The organism is Acidiphilium sp. PA (assembly GCF_026191915.1).
Taxonomy (GTDB): domain Bacteria; phylum Pseudomonadota; class Alphaproteobacteria; order Acetobacterales; family Acetobacteraceae; genus Acidiphilium.
In genome coordinates this window covers 82,504-100,011 of the sequence record NZ_JAIMBY010000008.1, presented here as the reverse complement: position 1 = coordinate 100,011, position 17,508 = coordinate 82,504, and the positions used below count along the sequence as shown (strand labels likewise).

Below are 17,508 nucleotides of genomic sequence, written 5' to 3'. Positions count from 1 at the left end.
CAATATCCTTAACACACGAAATTCCCATTTAGCGCAGAGGGCGGGGACCGACCTTGGGATACCAACGATCTACTTTGGCAACAGGCACATCGTCATCGCCGGCCGCATCATCCAGATATGAAGAGAATATTACCTCACCGTTATTGTTTTGAAACAACAGAGAAAATTGAACACGAGGTCAAGGCCGACGTTTATTAGATCATGAGTGGCTCCCGGCGGACCGGCCTTCTCCGCCTTGCTCGGATCGTAAGGCGCATCAAAACGGCTATCCGACGGGGTCCATGGCGTTCGCCATTGCGTTGAGAGCGGTGGATCAGGGGCTGCGGTCCTTATGTCCGGTCCTGCCGTGCAATAAATGTAGGGATCGGACACTGCGGCCGGGTAGCGCAGAATATTCGCAACCCCACCATGAGCGAAAATCAATCCGGCTGCGTCCAGGGCAGATTCCTTCTCGACAGCGGCGCACAGTGCGGTCTCAATCTCTGCTCGATAGGGCATGACCTGTCCTTAATCGCTCCATATGCAGATGACTGTTTCAGCCCGGACGACGATAGGCTGAGAACGCGTACGAGTCTAGAATCGGCATTCGGCATTGAGTGGGCTTTTGGCGAAATTCGTTTGCAATCGGTCGGGACCGCGCGACCACCGCCAACGCCGAACATACTGTGTCGCCGCGTCCCGCGCTTGTGGTACCATGCGCGAGGCAATGCCGCCGAAGCAGGTTCACCGCTCGGCGTCGCGGCCCGCTGGACCGCGAACGGACCGCAAGGCTGCCGCCGGTGCCGTATCCAACCATAATCATGGCAGTCCCGCGGGACATGAGGCTCTCCCATTTCGGTTACCGAGCCTTCATATTTTAGCCAGAATGCGCTATCACTGTGCTAACAGGGCGGGGATGGCGGAGCGGATGAGACGGCGTCGTTTGGGAATTCTGAGCCGTGGGCTCGGTGCCATGGTGGTGGGCCTCTCAACCGGCACCCTCGCCTATGGCCAGACCGCGGCCTCGCCGGCGTTGCTGAATCAGGTGCCGCAAGTTTCGCCGATCCCGCATATCCTACCCAAGGCGCCGCCTAATCTCGGCCAGTCGCTGCCGAATTTTCAACCGCTTGGGCAGGAGGGGGCGGTGCCGCATGCGGCCGTGCCGGTGCGTTCGGCGGCGGTGATCGGGGCGACGGCGTTTCCGGCGGCCGTGCTCACCCATACCATTGGCCGATTGGTGGGTCCGGCCGTGCCGCTCGCCAGCATCGAGGCGGCGCGGCTGCGCCTGGTGTCGCTGTACCGCAATCATGGTTATGTGCTGACCGCGGTGTCGGCCGAGATCAACGCCGGGGGCGATCTGCGTTTCATTGTCACGGAAGGCCATATCGTTACCGTCAAACTGTCGCGCGACATCGGGCCGGTCGGCTCGCTGGTGCTGGACTTCCTCGATCATCTGACCCGCGAAGGCCCGGTCCGCGAAGCTTCGCTCGAACATTGGCTGCTGCTCGCCGAAGAAATCCCGGGCGTCTCGATCACCGCCGTGCTGCAACGCAACGATGCCGCTCCCGGCGCGCTGACCCTGATTGCCCAGGTGCGCCACCAGATCGTCTCCGGGCTGTTGACTGCGGATAACCGTGGTTTTCGTGAAACCGGCCCGGCAGAGGGGCTCGCGGTGGCCGATGTCAACAGCGTGACGGCGCTGGGCGATCAGACGCAGATCTCGCTGTTCCATACCTCCGGCAGCACCAATAATTTCGGCCAGGCGGCCGAGAGTTTTTTTGTCGGCGCGCGCGGGCTGCGGATCGGGATCTACGCCGGTGCCGGGCGGTCGCAGCCGAGCGGGGTGCTGCGCGAAATCGGCTACAAAGCCTATCTCGAAGTGTTCGGGATCAACGCGACCTATCCGCTGCTGCTGCGGCGTGGCGATACGCTGGCGGCCAAGCTCAGCCTCGATGGCACGCAGAACCTGATCGACAGCGCATCGGGCATCGGGGGCGGCGAGATGGCGACATCGAGCGATTCGGTGCGCGCCATCCGGTTCGAACTGAACGAGGCTTTCACCGATGATGCGCTGGGCGGGGACCGCGTGGCGCTGACCACCGCATCGCTGCTGCTCTCGAAGGGCGTGTCGATCCTGGGCGCTTCGGCCAACGGACGGACCAACGGCGGGCGCGTGGGGGAGACGTTCACGTTTTTCAAGCTCGACGGCGCGATCGAGCGCACCCAGACCTTGTTCAGCCCGTTCGCCGGCGCCACTGTGGCGCTGCAGGGCGCGCTGGGTGGCCAATATACGCCGAACGTCCTGCCCTCGTCCGAGGAGTTCTACCTCGGCGGCAACCGCATCACCCAAGGCTATTACTCGGGTGAGGTGACCGGCGACAAGGCGCTTTATGCCAGCGCCGAGGTGCAGTTGAACACGCCGGTCGATTTCACCGCGTTCGGCCGCGAGATTAACCTTGGCACCCAGGTTTACGGATTTTACGACTACGGCGAGAATTGGCAGAACGATAAATTGTTGCCCGGCGAGACCCATAACAACTATCGCCTCGCCTCGGCCGGCATCGGCGCGCGGGTGCGCCTGACCGCCACGCTGGAGTTCGATATCGAGGGGGTTCACCGGTTCGTGACACGGTTGCAGCCGGTCAACAGCGGCGTGCCCCCATTATCCGGCACCGCGGTTTATTGGGGCGTGCTAGCACGCTATTGATGGGCAGATGATCGATCAGGGCGGCACCTCATGAATGAGCATACCGGCGATCCGAACCGCGCGTTGCGGCGTCGATTGTTGCTTGCCTCAACCGCGCTGAGCGCCGCATTGGTGGCGAGCGGGTCGGTGTGGGCCAATCCGCCGGCGTTGCCCGCGAACACGACGCCGCAGGGCGGACAGGTGGTTGGCGGCCAGGCCGGCATCGCGCAGGCGCCGGGCAGTGTTACCATCACGCAGTCGAGCGATCGTGCAGCGATCAACTGGCAGAGCTTCAATGTGGGCTCGGCCGCGAAAGTGACCTTCAAGCAGCCGAATGCGCAGGCGATCGCGCTGAACCGGGTGATTTCGAACAACCCCTCGATCATCGCCGGCCGGATCGACGCGAACGGCCAGATCGTGCTGATGAACCAGTCGGGCGTGGTGTTCACACCCGGTTCGCAGGTGAACGCGGAAAGCCTGGTGGTCAGCACCGCCGGGATTTCCGCCAAAAATTTCATGGCCGGGCACATGGTGTTCGATGCGCCACCCAAGCCGGGTGCACGCATCGTGAACGATGGCACGATCACGATGAAACAGGCCGGGCTCGCCGCCTTCGTGGCACCCCAGGTGATCAACCGCGGCACCATCACCGCGACGCTCGGCCACGTCATTCTGGCGGGCGCCTCGACCTTCACGCTCGATATTTCCGGCGATGGGCTGGTCTCGATCGATGTGACGCAGGCGGTGCGCAAGGTCGATCTGGGCGGCCGCGTGGTCGATGCGCTGGTGACCAACCAGGGTCTGATTATTGCGAACGGCGGCACCGTGACGCTGACGGCGCAGGCGGTCGATGGCGTTATTCAGCAATTACTCGATGTGCGCGGCGTGGTGCAGGCTGACAGCGTGGGCCAGAGCAAGGGGGCCATCACCATTGCCGGCATCGGCGGTGATCTGCAGGTTGCCGGCAGCCTGCTCGCGCGCGGCACCCAGCCTGGCAGCGGCGGCGGCACCATCGCGGTCGATGCCACCGGCGCGGTGCGGGTTGCGCCTGCGGCGCGGATCGATGCGTCGGGTAGCGCCGGCGGGGGCGTGATTGCACTCGGAACCGATGCCGCCCGGGCGGTGAACGGGCCCGCCGACCGAACCGCGCCCAAAGCAAGGAGCGTCAGTATCGCGGCCAGCGCGACGATTGCGGCCGATGCCACACAGACCGGCGCCGGCGGCAGCATCACACTGCTGTCCGCCCGGCGCACCACCCAGAACGGCGTGATCTCGGCACAGGGCGTCGGCCATGGCGGCGTGATCGAGACCTCGAGCGATGGGGTCATTGCGCTGTCGGGTACCGAGACGGTGTTCGCCGCCCATGGGCATGACGGCACCATCCTGCTCGATCCCGCGACGCTGGTGGTCGGCACCGGGCCCACCGCCGCGGGGACCACCGTGCTCGGCGGCGTTACCACGATCGGCACCGATACCAACACGATTTCCTACGTCGATCCGGGCGTTCTGAATGCGCTGACCGGCACGGTGGTGCTGACCGCGACCTCGGCACTTTCGGTCCAATCGGCAATCGCGATGGCCGATACCAGCCCGGTCACCTTGGCCTCGGGCGGGTCGCTGGTGATTTCGAGCCCGGTGCAGGTTGGCGGATCGCTGGAGATCGACGCGGCCGGGACGCTGTCGATCGGTGCGGCGGTCAATGCGGCCAACATCACCGTGCTCGACCCCGGCAGCCACGGCACGATCGAAATCGGCAATATCGTCACCGCCGGCACGCTGCTCGCCATGCTGTCCGGCGGCGGCATCACCGAGGCCAGCGGCGGTTATGTCGTGGCACCGACGCTCACCTCGGCCGGCGGCACAGTGGGTGGCGACGTTTTCCTGAACGACACGCGCGCGCTGGGCGCCAGTAACGCCATTGGCACGCTCGGCGGCTTCGCCGCCACGGGAACCATTGCTGTCGACGACCGGGCCGTGGTGGATGTTTTGGGTACGCCCCTGACCATCACGGGGCCGGTCAATGCGAAGGATGCGACGTTTATTGCCGACGGCCTCGCGATCGATGGTGCGGTTTCGACCACCGATACGCTGGTGCTCGACAGTTACGGGGCGGTGGGCACCACGGGATCGATCACGCAATCGGCGCTCGGCGTCATCACCGCCGGCACGCTGAGCGGCGCGGCCGGCGACGTCGGGCTGAACAACGCGGCAAACTCGATCGCCGTGCTGGAGAACTTCGCCGCCGGCGGGAGTCTCGCACTCGATGACAGCGCGAGCGCCTTGCTGCTCGATGCGGGCGTGGGTGCCGCCAGTGCGACGATCAACGCCGCCGGCATCACAATCGGCGCTCCGCTGACGATAGCGCCGGGCCCCGGCTTCGGTCCGCTGACCTTGGGCAGTTCCGGCGGGATCAGTGAGACCGCGAACGGCGGCATTACCGCGGATGTGTTGAGCAGTGCCGGCACCATCACGGGTGGCGCCGTGAACCTCGGCGGGACCAACAACATCGGCGAACTCGGCGGCTTTACGGCGGCCAGCACCTTCACTCTCGCCGATACCGCGCCGATCACGATAGCGGGCACGTTGCAGGCGAGTGCGGCGACATTCGCCAGTAGCCGGATTTTCATCGATCAGCCCATCTCGGTGAGTGGCGTGCTGGCACTGGCGGGTAGTGCCGGGGTCGATCAAGCCGGCAATGGCACCATCACCGCAGGCACCTTGACCAGTGGCGGCATCACGATCGGTGGCATCGACATGCTGCTGAGCGGGACGGCGAACACGATCGCGACACTGGGTGCCTTCGCGACGACCGATGATTTCAGCCTCAACGACAACGGCTCGCCGCTGAGCATCGCAGGGAATTTCACCGCGCCGAACGCCAGCATCGCGGCACCCGCCATGCTGTTCACCGGGGCCGCGACCATCGCCGGGCAGCTTGTAGTCGCAAGCGGCGGCAGTATCGGCGAAGCCGGCACGGCGACGCTCGCGGCCGGGACCTTTGCCAGCCCTGATACCATGATCGGCGGCGATGTCGTCCTGGGCAGTCGGTTCAACCAGATCGGAACGATCGCGGCATTGGGTATCGCCGGCAGCCTAGCTGTGAACGATGCGGCGGCGCTGACCATTTATGGCCCGGTGCGGGCGGGCGGCATCTCGCTGATCGATGCCGGTGCCCTGACCCTCGCCGGCTCGCTCGCGGTCGGCACCGGTCAAGCGATCGATCTGGTCGCCGGCACGATCGTCGATACCAACGCCGCGCTGATCGCCCCCAACGGTACCATCGCGTTGGCCCCGTTCAGCCCGACTACCCCGGTCGATTTCGGAGGCACTAGCTCCGGCGCTCTCGCAATCGCGCCGAGTTTCGCCGCCGCCCTGGCCGGCTCCGGCGCGCAGGACATCGTTGTGGGACAGGTGATCAGCCCCGGTGCCACCTATTTCGCCGACAGCGTGCTGACCGAAGGCGCCTTGCCCAGTTTTGCCGGCAGCCTCGGCATCGATGGCCGCACGGCAATCACCGACACGGCCGATCTGCAGGCGCGGACGATGACGCTGGCGGGCGGCAGCATCATCAATAACGGCGCGCTGGACGCTACCGCCCTCGCGCTGACCGGTACCGGCTTCAACGGCACCGGCGTGGTGATCGCGCCGGACCTTGCCGGCAGTTTCAGCCAGGGCGCGGTGTTCGACAATGCCGGCAACGCGATCGGGCTGGTGACCGGCCTTACCGCCGGCGGCGGTGGGCTGCTGCTGCTTGACAGCGCAACACCCACCATAGGGGGCACCATCGCGGTGGCGTCCGGCGCCGATCTCACGGTTAGCGCGAACCAGATCACGCTTGGCGGCGGTGGCGTGTTCAGCGCGCCGCAGGGGACAATCACCTTCGAACCTCTGGTCGCGGGTACGCCGATCGCGCTTGGTGGCGCTGGCACCGGCACGCTCGATATCAGCGCACCCCTGCTGGCTGCCATCACGCCGGGTGCCGCCGTGCTCGAGATCGGCAACAGCCTGTCCGGCCCGCTCGATGTCGCCGCCGCGCTGAGCCTGACGATCCCCGACATCGTGCTGCACGGCAACGGCATTGCGGTGAACGCATCGCTTGCGGTCGCCCATATGCTCGATCTTGAGAGTACCGGCACGATCAGCCAGGCGGCGCCGATCGGCGCCACACAGTTGATCGGCGCGGCCAACGGCGCGGTTCTGCTGACGGCATCGAACAGCATCGGCACGCTGGGTGGCTTTATCGATCCGAACGGCGATTTCGACCTGACCGACAACGGCACGATTGTGGTTGCCGGACCGCTCAGCGCCGCCAATGTCGCCCTGATCGCTGGCGATCTGGCGCTTCCCGGCGCGATCACCACCGGGTCGCTCGCCCTGACCGCGACCGATACCATCGCCGGCACCGGCACGCTGACCGCGCAGACGCTGACCGGCACCGCCGCGGGGCTGAGCCTGACCGGTGCAAACCAGATCGGCACGCTGGGTACGCTCGCGATCACCGATCATGCGGTGTTCAACGACGCGGCGGCGCTCACCATCGCCGGCCCGGTCGGCGCCACCATGCTTGCCCTTGGTGACAGCGGCGCGATCACCGAAACCGGCGGCATCACCGCGGCGACGCTTGCGAGCTTCAACACGATCGGCGGCAATGCCGCGCTGACCGGGACCAACAGCATCGCCACACTCGGCAGCTTCGCGGATGCAGCCGCCGTCACGTTCGATGATCGCGGTTCCCTGAGCATCGCGGGCCCGTTGTCGGCAGCCAGCGCCACGCTGAACACCGGCGCGCTCACCGAACCCGGCAGCATCACCGCGGGGTCGTTCGCGGCCGACATCAACGGATCGCTCGCGCTGACCGGCACCAACAGCATCGCCACACTCGGCGGCATCACAGCGACGGGCAATGCCACTCTTATCGACGGTATCGCGGTCGCGCTTGACGGTCTGTTCACCGCACCGAACGCGACGATCACCGCCCCCGGCATCGGCATCAACGGCGGTATCCAGACCAGCCTGCTTTCGCTCGCCAGCACCGGCAGCATCATAGGGGCTGGCCCGATCACTGCCGCCACCCTGACCGGCAGCGCCGGCCCGCTGGTTTCGCTGACGGGTGCCAATGCCATCGCCAACCTCGGCCCGTTTGCCGGTACCGGCAGCATGGCGTTCAACGACACCGTCGATCTGTTGATCGCAGGTTCACTCAGCGCGCCGACCGGACTCGCGCTCGGCGATGCCGCATCGATCACCGCAACCGGCGGCATCACCACCGGCACGCTGAGCAGTATCGACACGATCGGCGGCGCGGTCCGCTTTGCCGGGCTGAACACGATTGCGGCACTGGGCGATTTCGCCGCCGCCGGTACGCTCAGTCTCGCCGATCAGAGCAACCTGACGCTGGCCGGCGCGGTCGCCGCCGCCAATACGACACTCACCACACCGGGCAGCATCACAGAAACCGGCAGCCTGACCACCGGCAGCCTCAGCGGCAGCGCGGGCGCGCTGGAACTCACCGGCACCAACACGATTGCAGCACTCGGCACCCTCGGCATCGGCAACGCCCTGCTCCTGCAGGACGCGAGCCCGCTCACCATCGCCGGCCCGGTCACGGCCGGTATCCTGGCACTGGGCGATAGCGGTGCGATCACCGAACCCGGCAGCATCACCGCGGCGACGCTCACGAGTCTCGGCACCATCGTTGGGCCCGTCGCGCTCACCGGCACCAACACCATTGCCACGCTCGGTAGCTTCAGCGCGGCCAACCCGTTCGTGTTCAATGATACCGCACCACTGACCATCGCCGGTCCGTTCACGGCGCCCGATGCCACGATCGCCGCCGCCGGCCTCACCATGCCGGGCACCATCACCACCGATACGCTCGCCCTGCTGAGCAATGGTGCCATCACCGCGACCGGTCCGATCGACACCGCGACCCTGCGCGGGCGCGCCGGTGGTGCTTTGGCACTGACCGGTGCCAACCGGATCGGCAGCATTGCCAGCTTTGCCGCTATTGGCGACGCGACCATCAACGATACCGCCCCCCTCACCCTTGCTGGACCGTTCACCGCGCCCAACGCCACCTTCACCGCCGCCGCCATCGCCATCCAGGGCGATCTCGCCCTGCGGAACATGCTCGCCCTCGGCAGCCCCGGCAGCGTGACGGAGAACGGGACGATCAGCGCCCAAACCCTGACGTCGGATGGGTTGATCGGCGGGAGCGTCGCTCTGACCGGCACCAACACCATCGTCGCTTTGGGCGATTTCGCTGCGCGCGACGATGTCGTTCTGCTCGATACCGCGCCCCTGACCATTGCCGGCACGCTCAGCGCCGCCAACGCGACTCTTGGCAGCGACGGCCTGGCGATACCCGGTGATATCGCCGTGCCCGGCACCGTTTCAATCGCGAGCACCGGCAGCATCACCGAAACCGGCACGATCGATCCGGCCCTGCTGACCGGCAGCAGCGCCGGCGCGGCCGGCCTCACCGGCAGCAATGTGATCGGCACACTGGGCGCCTTCAGCGTCGCCGATGGCGCCTTCGTGCTGAATGACACCACGTCGCTCGTCGTCACCGGCCCGCTCACCGCTGCCGATATTGCTCTGACCTCACCGGGTCTGGCCGTTCCAGGTACCATCATGACGCCCGGCACCATCACGGTCGCGGGCGGCGGCGTCAGCGAAACCGGCGCTGTTGCCGCGCGTCTCATCCAGACCACCGGCAGCCTCACCGGCGACACCAGACTGACCGGCACCAACCAGATCGGCACGCTCGGCAGTTTCAGCGACACCGGCCACTATTTTTCCCTGTACGATGCCAGGGCGCTCACCTTGATCGGCCCGGTCACGGCCCGCGCCGTCACCATCACCGCCGCCGGCCAACTCGTGCTCGATGGAACCGCGGGCGGTGGCCTTTTCATCGAGGGTCCGGGCCTTACCACACCGATTGCACCCGGTGTGCAGCCGCGCGCCGGCATCGATTCGGTACTGGGCGTCACCAACGGCGGGGCACAGCAATTGCTGCAAACCGGCACGTTCAACATCGATACCGGCCCGATCGCCCAGGCCGCCGGCCTCGCCAACCAGCCCGACGGGGTCTTCATGCTGCTGCCCTCCACCGGCAGCGCAACCTTCGCGGATTTGCTGGCCCCCAACACGACCCTGGTGCTCAGCCTCGGCGGCGGCATGGCGAGCGGCCAGATGGCGCTGCACTTCCTCGTCGTGGCGGGCAGCGCGGCCGGCCAGACCAATTTCGATGGCTCGCTCGGCAATCTTTCCGGTCAGGCCGCCGCCCATAACGGCATCGTCGTCCCGGTACCCGGCACCAACTACCGCTTCAACGCCTGTATCATCGGCTCGGTCAATTGCACCGTTCTGCCGATCCTGACCCTGCCCGAAGCCAGCCCGATCCAGGACTACGACCTGACCCCGACCCGGCGCCGGCACCTTGACCGCGACGTCCGCCTGCCCGGCGTCGCCGCGAAGGACTACTGACCATGGCGCGCGCCACTGGCCTCACCCCGACCGGACCCGGTGATGAGACTTCGTCAAGCAAGGTCAGGGGATCTTGCCCTGGCGGGGGTCCCATTGGCAAAGCCCCCTGGCATTGCTTGCCTCGAATCTTGTTACCACGCCCGATCGGCCTGATCGCCGTGCTGGGCCTGGCGCTGGGCCTTGCCGGTTGTGCGCAGCCGCCGTCGAGTGCGTATGAGGCGACCGGCAATCGTGCGGCGGAGCTGACGGGACCGCAGTATGCCTTGGGCCACAACAGCAGTGGTGAGGCGTGTACGGCCAGCCGGGCGAAGGGTGGCGCTCTGGTTTATTGCGGTGGCTGGCAGCATCCAAGCGCGCGCGTGGTATCAGGTCCGGCAACGAACGCGGCGGGGCTGGTTGCGCTGGCGACATCCGGTTCGTGGCGCGCCGGGCTGGAAGAGCGGTATGAGTGCGCGGCACCGCACCCGACCACGGTGCTGGGACGTTATCCGGGTGAGGTTTTACTGTGCACGCAACGTATTGGCGGTTGGCCGCATGTTGCGTTGGCGGCTTTGATCGATGGCCATGCCTGGCTGGCCGATGGTGTGCAGCCGGCGTTCCCGGTGATGCAACGGGCGATCGGGCTGGTCAGCGGCGTTGCCACACCCTCGACCGTGCGGGATGTTTCAGTCACGACGTCTGACCAATTGCTCGCAAACCGGCTTGCGGCGGCAGCGTTCAGTTCGGGCGATATCGGCCACTATGATGCGTTGATGCAAGTCGGCAACAACGCCAATCAGGCCGAGGATTATGCGGCGGCGGTTACGGCCTATCGCGCTGCGCTGGCTTTGCAGCAAAAAAGTCTTGGCGCTGACAACCCGAACACTGTGGCGCCGATGGTCGATCTGGCGCTGAATTTGTCGGATGAGGGGCGATACACCCAGGCAGATGCGCAGTTCGCCCAGGCGCGGCGTCTGGCACCGCATGCGGCGGATCCCACGGCGCTGCCCCGGCTGCTGCATTATCGCGGGCTTGATGCGTTGAACCGGCGCAGGTACCGCCGTGCGCTGGTGCTGCTGGCCCGCGCGGAGCAGGGTTACGCTGCGCTACTGCCGGCGGCCGTGTTGCAGCCGCACCCGTTGGTGACCGCCAATGATTCGAGCTTTGGCCTCGCGGCGAACAGCGGCACGGCGCAGATTCTGACCGAGCAGACCACGCTGCTCAGCCCGGTCAGTCAGCAGGCGCTGCTCGGTGTCATCGAGACCTTGCGCTATTACGGCGTGGCGTTAGCCGACCTCGGTCATCCGCACGCGGCGGCGGCAAAGCTACGCTTGTCTTCGATGATCGCGGCGGCGAATGGCATCGGCGCGCCGGTCCTGCAGGCGCGGCTCGACCGGACAGCCGCGACGATCGATCGCGACACCGGCAATACCAGTGCCGCGGTGGGTCAGTTGGCCAGCGCCGCGCGCCAGTTCGCGCAGGCGCTGCCTGGCTCACGCCCGGTCGCCGATACCGCGTTGCTCCAGGGTAGCGTACTGATGCGCGCCGGCAACAACGACGCGGCGGTCGCGGCATGCCGTGCCGGTGTCACGCTGCTGGATCGGTTGCGGCTCGGCACGTCGGCACGGCTGATCGCACCTTGCCTGTCGGCGCTCGACCGTCTGGCCCGGACGCGGCCAGGCGCGGCGCAGGCGCTGTATGGCGAAATGTTCGCCATGGCCGAACTCGCGCAGGGCAGCACGACGAGCCAGGAGATTGCTGAATCATCGGCACGTCTGGCCGCCGATGCCCATAATCCGAGGGTTGCCGCCGCGATCAGGGCGCATCAGGACGCCGTGGTGGCGCTCGCCCGGCTATACCGCACGCGGGATGATCTGGTGCACGGCCACGACGGCACCGCTCAGGCAACCAAGCCCGGCAGCCCCTCGGCGATCACCGCCGTCGATGCCAAGATCGCCGCCGCCACCAGGGCACTGGCCGATGCGGACGAAGCGGTGCAGGCGGCAGCGCCGAATTTCGGCCAGTTGGTGCAGGAGTCGGTCCCTGTCGCGGCAGTGATGCGGCAGTTGCGCCCGAACGAGGCGTTCCTTGATATCATGCTCGCGCCGCATCATGCGTGGCTGTTCATGCTGCAGAACGGCCGGATCGCGGTGGCCCGGACCGACGTGGGTGAGGCCCCGATGACTAAGCTGGTCGAGGCGGTACGGCATAGCATAGAGCCGACCCAATCGGGCCTGCCGCCGTTTGCGATGGCCAAAGCCGCTGCGATCTACCAGGCGACCATCGCCCCATTTGCGCCCGCCCTTAAACATACCGTTGCGATGGTGGTAGCGCCGTCCGGCCCGCTGTTGTCGTTGCCGTTCGCCCTGCTGCCGACCGGCCCCGCCGTCGCGGCTGGCCAGACCACGACCCCGGACGGCAACCTGGGCATGACGCCGTGGCTGATCCGCAAGATGACACTGGTCTACGTGCCGGCGGCGGCGAATTTCGTATCGTTGCGCGCGGTGCAGGGCAATTCCCGTGCGAAGCGCCCGTGGTTTGGCTTCGGCGATTTCAAACCCGTCACGCCAGCCCAGGCCGAGGCGAGTTTCCCCGGCGGAGCGTGCGGTCAAAGTGCGCAGTTGTTCGCGGGCCTGCCGCCGCTGCCATACGCCAAACTCGAACTCGCCGCCGCTCAGGCAATTTTCCATGCCCCAACCAGCGATGAACTGCTAGGCGCGCGGTTCACGGTGCCTGCCGTCGAGCATGCCGATCTGGCGGATTACCGGATTTTGCACTTCGCGACCCATGCACTGCTGCCCTCCGAACTGCCCTGCGCCAAGGAGCCCGCGATCGTGACATCGGCGCCGCAGGGCGCGAAATCCGCAACACGCGCGATGTTGACGACCTCGGACATCACGAACCTGCATCTCAACGCCAATCTCGTCATCCTGTCGGCCTGCAACACCGGTGGCAGCAACGGCCGGGCCGGCGGTGAAGCGCTGTCGGGCCTCGCGCGATCGTTCTTTTTTGCAGGTGCCCGCGCGCTGATGGTGACGCAATGGGCGGTAAACGACCAGGTCAGTTCCTATCTGGTGGCGACCACGCTCGAACACGTGGCTGCCGCTGACGATGGCGGTGCCGCATCCAGCCTGCGCAGCGCACAGCTCGCCCTGATCGACAGCGCCGGGTCAGGCGGCGTGCCGAGCAGCGTCGCAGATCCGTTCTACTGGGCGCCCTTCGTGGTCATTGGCGATGGCGGGCGGCCCGCGCCCAATTTGGCCAATTATCAGGCGGTCGGTCAAGCGAAACGGTCTTTTTGAGATGGCGGGGGACGATCCCACCACGCTCGGCAAATACGATGTTGTCCGTCCTTTGGGCCGTGGCGCAATGGGGGTGGTGTTCGAGGGGTTCGACCCGATCATCACCCGGCGCGTCGCGATCAAGACGGTAAGGCTGGACCGCATCGATGAAACCGAGGGGGCCGAGGATCTGCTGCGCTTCAAGCGCGAAGCGCAGGCCGCCGGGCGGCTCACCCACCCCAACATCGTCGGCGTCTACGATTATGGCGAGACCGATACGCTGGCTTATATCGTGATGGAATTCGTCGAAGGCGATACGCTGAAACTCCTGCTCGATCGTGGCGACCGCTTCACGCCGCCCGATGCCGTGGCAATGATGGAATCACTGCTCGCCGGCATTGCCTACAGCCACGACAACGGTGTGATTCATCGCGACATCAAACCCGCCAATGTCATGATCACGCGCGATGGCCGGGTAAAACTGGCAGATTTCGGCGTGGCACGGATCGAAAGCTCGAGCCTGACCCAGGCCGGCACCATGATCGGCACGCCTTCCTACATGTCGCCTGAGCAATTTATGGGTCAGACCATCGATGCGCGGACCGACATCTATTCCGCGGGTGTGCTGCTGTATCAACTGCTGACCGGCGAGAAACCCTTCGAAGGCTCGGTTACCGCGATCATGCACAAGGTGCTGAACACCGAGCCGCCGCCGCCTTCCGCCCTGTCCGTTTCAGTCGCCCCGGCGCTGGATGCCGTGGTGCGCCGCGCGATGGCGAAACGACCCGAGGATCGCTTTGCCGGTGCGCGCGATTTCGCTCAGGCTCTGCGCGATGCGACCGCCACGGCCGATGACGCCGATGCCACCATGATCGCGACGCCGGGCCGCGCGACGATGCGCGTTGCGAACGAACCGGCCGCGCGCCCCCGTCGTACCGGCGTGATCATCGGCCTTGCAGGTGCCGCGGTGATCGCGGCGGGTTTCGTCGCCTTCGTGGTGACGCGCCGTCCCGCACCGCATGCGGCCGCGCCACCGAAAACAGCCGCAATTGTGCCCCCGGCCACACCGGCACCGCCGCCGAGCCTCGGGATGCTGCGCCATAAACTCGCCGCCGCGATCGCCCCGATTTCCTGTACTCTGCTGCATGGCACAATAGCCAGCACGGGCGCGGCGCTGACCGGCCTCGTCGGCGCCGGTGAGCGGCAGGCGCTCAACGCTGCCGCAACCAGCGCCCTCACGCCCCTGCCTGTCACCCTTGCGCTGAAATCCTTCACCGGCCCCTATTGCGGTGTGCTCGATGCGGTGCGCGCGGACGCGCCGCCGTTCGCCGCCGATCGCCTGCATCTGCACCTTCAGCACCAAGCCACCCGTCTGGTTGCCGGCCAGCATATTGTGGTCGATCTAAATCTGCCAAAATTCGCCGGTTACGCAGAGGTTGATTACATCTCGAGCAGTGGTGCGACCTATCGCCTGTACCCCAGCCCGGCCCTGCCCGCGACGCTGCTCGCGGCTTCAGATCATCTTGTGCTCGGCAAATCCGCCGCCGCGCGCTGGGCCGTTGGGGCACCCTTCGGTCGCGACATGATCCTTGCCATCGCAAGCTCCGTGCCGATCAACACCATGCCGAAATCGCTATCGGGCGACGTGAAAACGTTCCTGCCCGCGCTGCGGGCCACGCTGGCAAACTTGCGGGCGCAGGGGGCCACGATCCGCACCGCCGCGATCGTGTTAGATACTGTCAAGAAATAACCGGCGCGCAGCCATCGCCACGCAACGCTCGAACGCCGTCAGCGAGTCGAACGCCAGTTCCTCGCCCTCATGCGGCAGCACCACCGGGCAGGACCCGCCGAACATTACGGCGCCCACCACCATCAGATTATCGGCAAGGCCGAAGCTTTCATGCATCAGCCCGGCGAGATCATCGGCGATCCGCCCAGCCTGCGCCCGGCTGCGCGTGGCGAACGGCACCGCACTGTTGGAATAGCCGAACACCGTCTTGCCGCGTCCGAAAAACCAACCGAGTTCGACCAGCGTGCCGGCGTCGGCCGAGGCGCCGCGAAACGGCGTGAGATTCGCGATGATGATGTCGCTGGCTTCCATCATCGCGAGATCCTTGTGAAAAATAGCGCGCCAGGCCTGATCTTCAGTCATCGCCGCCGTGCTGGCATCATCGAGCGGTGCGAGCCCGACAATGCCATAGCGCGCTGCGATCGCGATTTTACGCGCGGCCTGTGCGGCCGCATCCGGCAGGAACACATCGGGTCCCGCCAGATACGCCGTGATCGCCCGATCAGAAGGCAGCGTCGTCAAACTCCATCATGGTCGCCGAGCCTGACTGGATGGCTGCTAGCAGGGCGCCGGTTTGGGGCAACAGGCGCTCCATGAAGAATTTTGCCGTCTGCACCTTGGCGCGATAGAATTGTGCGTCCTCGCCCTCCGCTTTCGGCGCCGCGATCGCGACCATCCGTGCCCAGACGAAAGCAAAGGCAGTCAGCCCGAACAGCCGCAGGTAATCGACCGATGCGGCACCGATTTCATCATGGTTCGACATGGCATTTTCCATGATGAAACCGGTCGCGATCTGCAGATGCTCGATTGCCTGCTGCAACGGCGGCAGGAACGGCGCCAGCGCCGGGTTGTCTTCATGCGCCTCGATGAATTCCAGCACCGGATCGAGAAAGCGCGTCAGCAAACGCCCACCATCCTGGGGTAATTTGCGGCCGACCAGGTCGAGCGCCTGGATGCCGTTGGTGCCTTCATACAACATCGAAATCCGCGCATCGCGCACATATTGCTCGATGCCATGGTCACGAATATAGCCATGCCCGCCATAGGTCTGTACGGCCAGCGAGGCAATCTCGAAGCCCAGATCAGTGAACATGGCTTTGACGATCGGGGTCATCAACGAGGCGAAATCATCCGCTGCCTGCTTTGCGTCGTTATCGCCCGATTTCGCGAGTATCTCGAGCTCCCGCGCCACCCAACCCGCCAGCGCGCGGCAGCCTTCGATGTAGGCGCGCATGGTCAGTAACATGCGCCGCACATCCGGATGGACCATGATCGGATCAGCTTGCTTGTCCTCGGCCTTGATGCCGGTCAGAGAGCGACCTTGAATCCGGTCCCGCGCATAGGCGACCGCGTTCTGATAGGCTGTCTCGGCAACACCGAGCCCCTGGATTCCGACGGAAAGTCGTTCCGTGTTCATCATGGTGAACATGGCGCGCAGACCCTTGTTCGGTTCACCCACCATCCAGCCGGTTGCGCCGTCAAAACTCATGGCACAGGTGGCCGACGCCTTGATGCCCATTTTATGCTCGATCGCGGTGCATTGCAGACCGTTGCGAGGCCCTATCGAACCATCCTCGCGCAGCAGGAATTTCGGCACCACGAACATCGAAATTCCCTTCACCCCTGCCGGCGCATCCGGCAGTCGCGCCAGCACCAGGTGAATGATGTTCTCGGTCAGGTCATGCTCACCGGCGCTGATGAAAATCTTGTTGCCAGTGATGCTGTAGCTGCCATCATCGTTCGGCACCGCCCTGGTGCGGAGCATGCCGAGATCGGTACCGCAATGCGGCTCGGTCAGGCACATCGTGCCGGACCATTTGCCGGACACCAGATTGGGCAGATAGGTTCGTTTCTGCTCGTCGCTGCCCGCATGGTTGAGCGCCACATACGCGCCATGCGACAGACCGGGATAGAGCCCGAACGCGACGTTTGCCGAACACAGCATTTCCTCGACCATCATGGCCGCCGGCACCGGCATGCCCTGGCCGCCGAATTCCGGGTCCGCCGCCATCGCGGTCCAGCCGCCCTCGCAGAACGCCTTGTAGGCGTCCTTAAAGCCGGAGGGGGTACGTACCACGCCGTTTTCATAGGTGCAGCCTTCAAGATCGCCCGACTGATTGAGGGGGAACAACACGCCTTCGGAGAATTTCGCGGCCTCTTCCAGCACGCTGTCGATCAAGTCCGGCGTGAATTCGGCATTACCCGGGAGTGCCGCAATTTCGTTGCTATCGAACAACTGATGCAGCACGAAACGCATATCCTCCAGCGGCGCTTTGTAGATCGGCATTTGTCTCTCCGTTCGGTTG

The 17,508-nt window shown here is 65.6% G+C and carries 6 protein-coding genes; 4 read left to right on the top strand and 2 right to left on the bottom strand.

Features of this window, described 5'->3' with window-relative positions; genetic code table 11:
- Positions 1 to 907 precede the first annotated feature (907 nt).
- The 4 genes from AruPA_RS11600 (at position 908) to AruPA_RS11585 (ending at position 15,163) form a co-directional block, all read left to right on the top strand.
- Complete coding sequence (locus tag AruPA_RS11600) at positions 908 to 2,686, top strand: ShlB/FhaC/HecB family hemolysin secretion/activation protein (protein WP_265636864.1); 1,779 nt, start codon at positions 908 to 910, stop codon at positions 2,684 to 2,686.
- Between the two features lie 30 nt (positions 2,687 to 2,716).
- Positions 2,717 to 10,153: a filamentous hemagglutinin N-terminal domain-containing protein gene (locus AruPA_RS11595; RefSeq protein ID WP_265636863.1), complete on the top strand. Its 7,437-nt coding sequence runs from the start codon at positions 2,717 to 2,719 to the stop codon at positions 10,151 to 10,153.
- Between the two features lie 128 nt (positions 10,154 to 10,281).
- Positions 10,282 to 13,434: a CHAT domain-containing protein gene (locus tag AruPA_RS11590; protein WP_265636862.1), complete on the top strand. Its 3,153-nt coding sequence runs from the start codon at positions 10,282 to 10,284 to the stop codon at positions 13,432 to 13,434.
- 1 nt (position 13,435) lies between these two features.
- The gene (locus AruPA_RS11585) at positions 13,436 to 15,163 is read left to right on the top strand and encodes a serine/threonine-protein kinase (protein ID WP_265636861.1); all 1,728 of its coding nucleotides are present in this window, start codon (positions 13,436 to 13,438) and stop codon (positions 15,161 to 15,163) included.
- Here AruPA_RS11585 and AruPA_RS11580 read toward each other — a convergent pair.
- Together AruPA_RS11580 and AruPA_RS11575 are read right to left on the bottom strand one after the other, a co-directional pair.
- Positions 15,143 to 15,724, bottom strand: coding sequence for a nucleoside 2-deoxyribosyltransferase (locus AruPA_RS11580; RefSeq protein WP_265636860.1), 582 nt, complete (start codon positions 15,722 to 15,724; stop codon positions 15,143 to 15,145). The genes AruPA_RS11585 and AruPA_RS11580 overlap by 21 nt on opposite strands.
- Positions 15,705 to 17,489 (bottom strand): acyl-CoA dehydrogenase C-terminal domain-containing protein, encoded by a 1,785-nt coding sequence (locus AruPA_RS11575; RefSeq protein WP_265636859.1) that lies wholly within the window; start codon positions 17,487 to 17,489, stop codon positions 15,705 to 15,707. Before AruPA_RS11575 ends, AruPA_RS11580 begins: the two co-directional genes overlap by 20 nt.
- Between the last annotated feature and the right edge of the window lie 19 nt (positions 17,490 to 17,508).

Coding starts and splice junctions, on each gene's coding strand:
- AruPA_RS11585 (WP_265636861.1), top strand. CDS start 13,436: ATGGCGGGGGACGATCCCACCACGCTCGGCAAATACGATGTTGTCCGT.
- AruPA_RS11600 (WP_265636864.1), top strand. CDS start 908: ATGAGACGGCGTCGTTTGGGAATTCTGAGCCGTGGGCTCGGTGCCATG.
- AruPA_RS11595 (WP_265636863.1), top strand. CDS start 2,717: ATGAATGAGCATACCGGCGATCCGAACCGCGCGTTGCGGCGTCGATTG.
- AruPA_RS11575 (WP_265636859.1), bottom strand. CDS start 17,489: ATGCCGATCTACAAAGCGCCGCTGGAGGATATGCGTTTCGTGCTGCAT.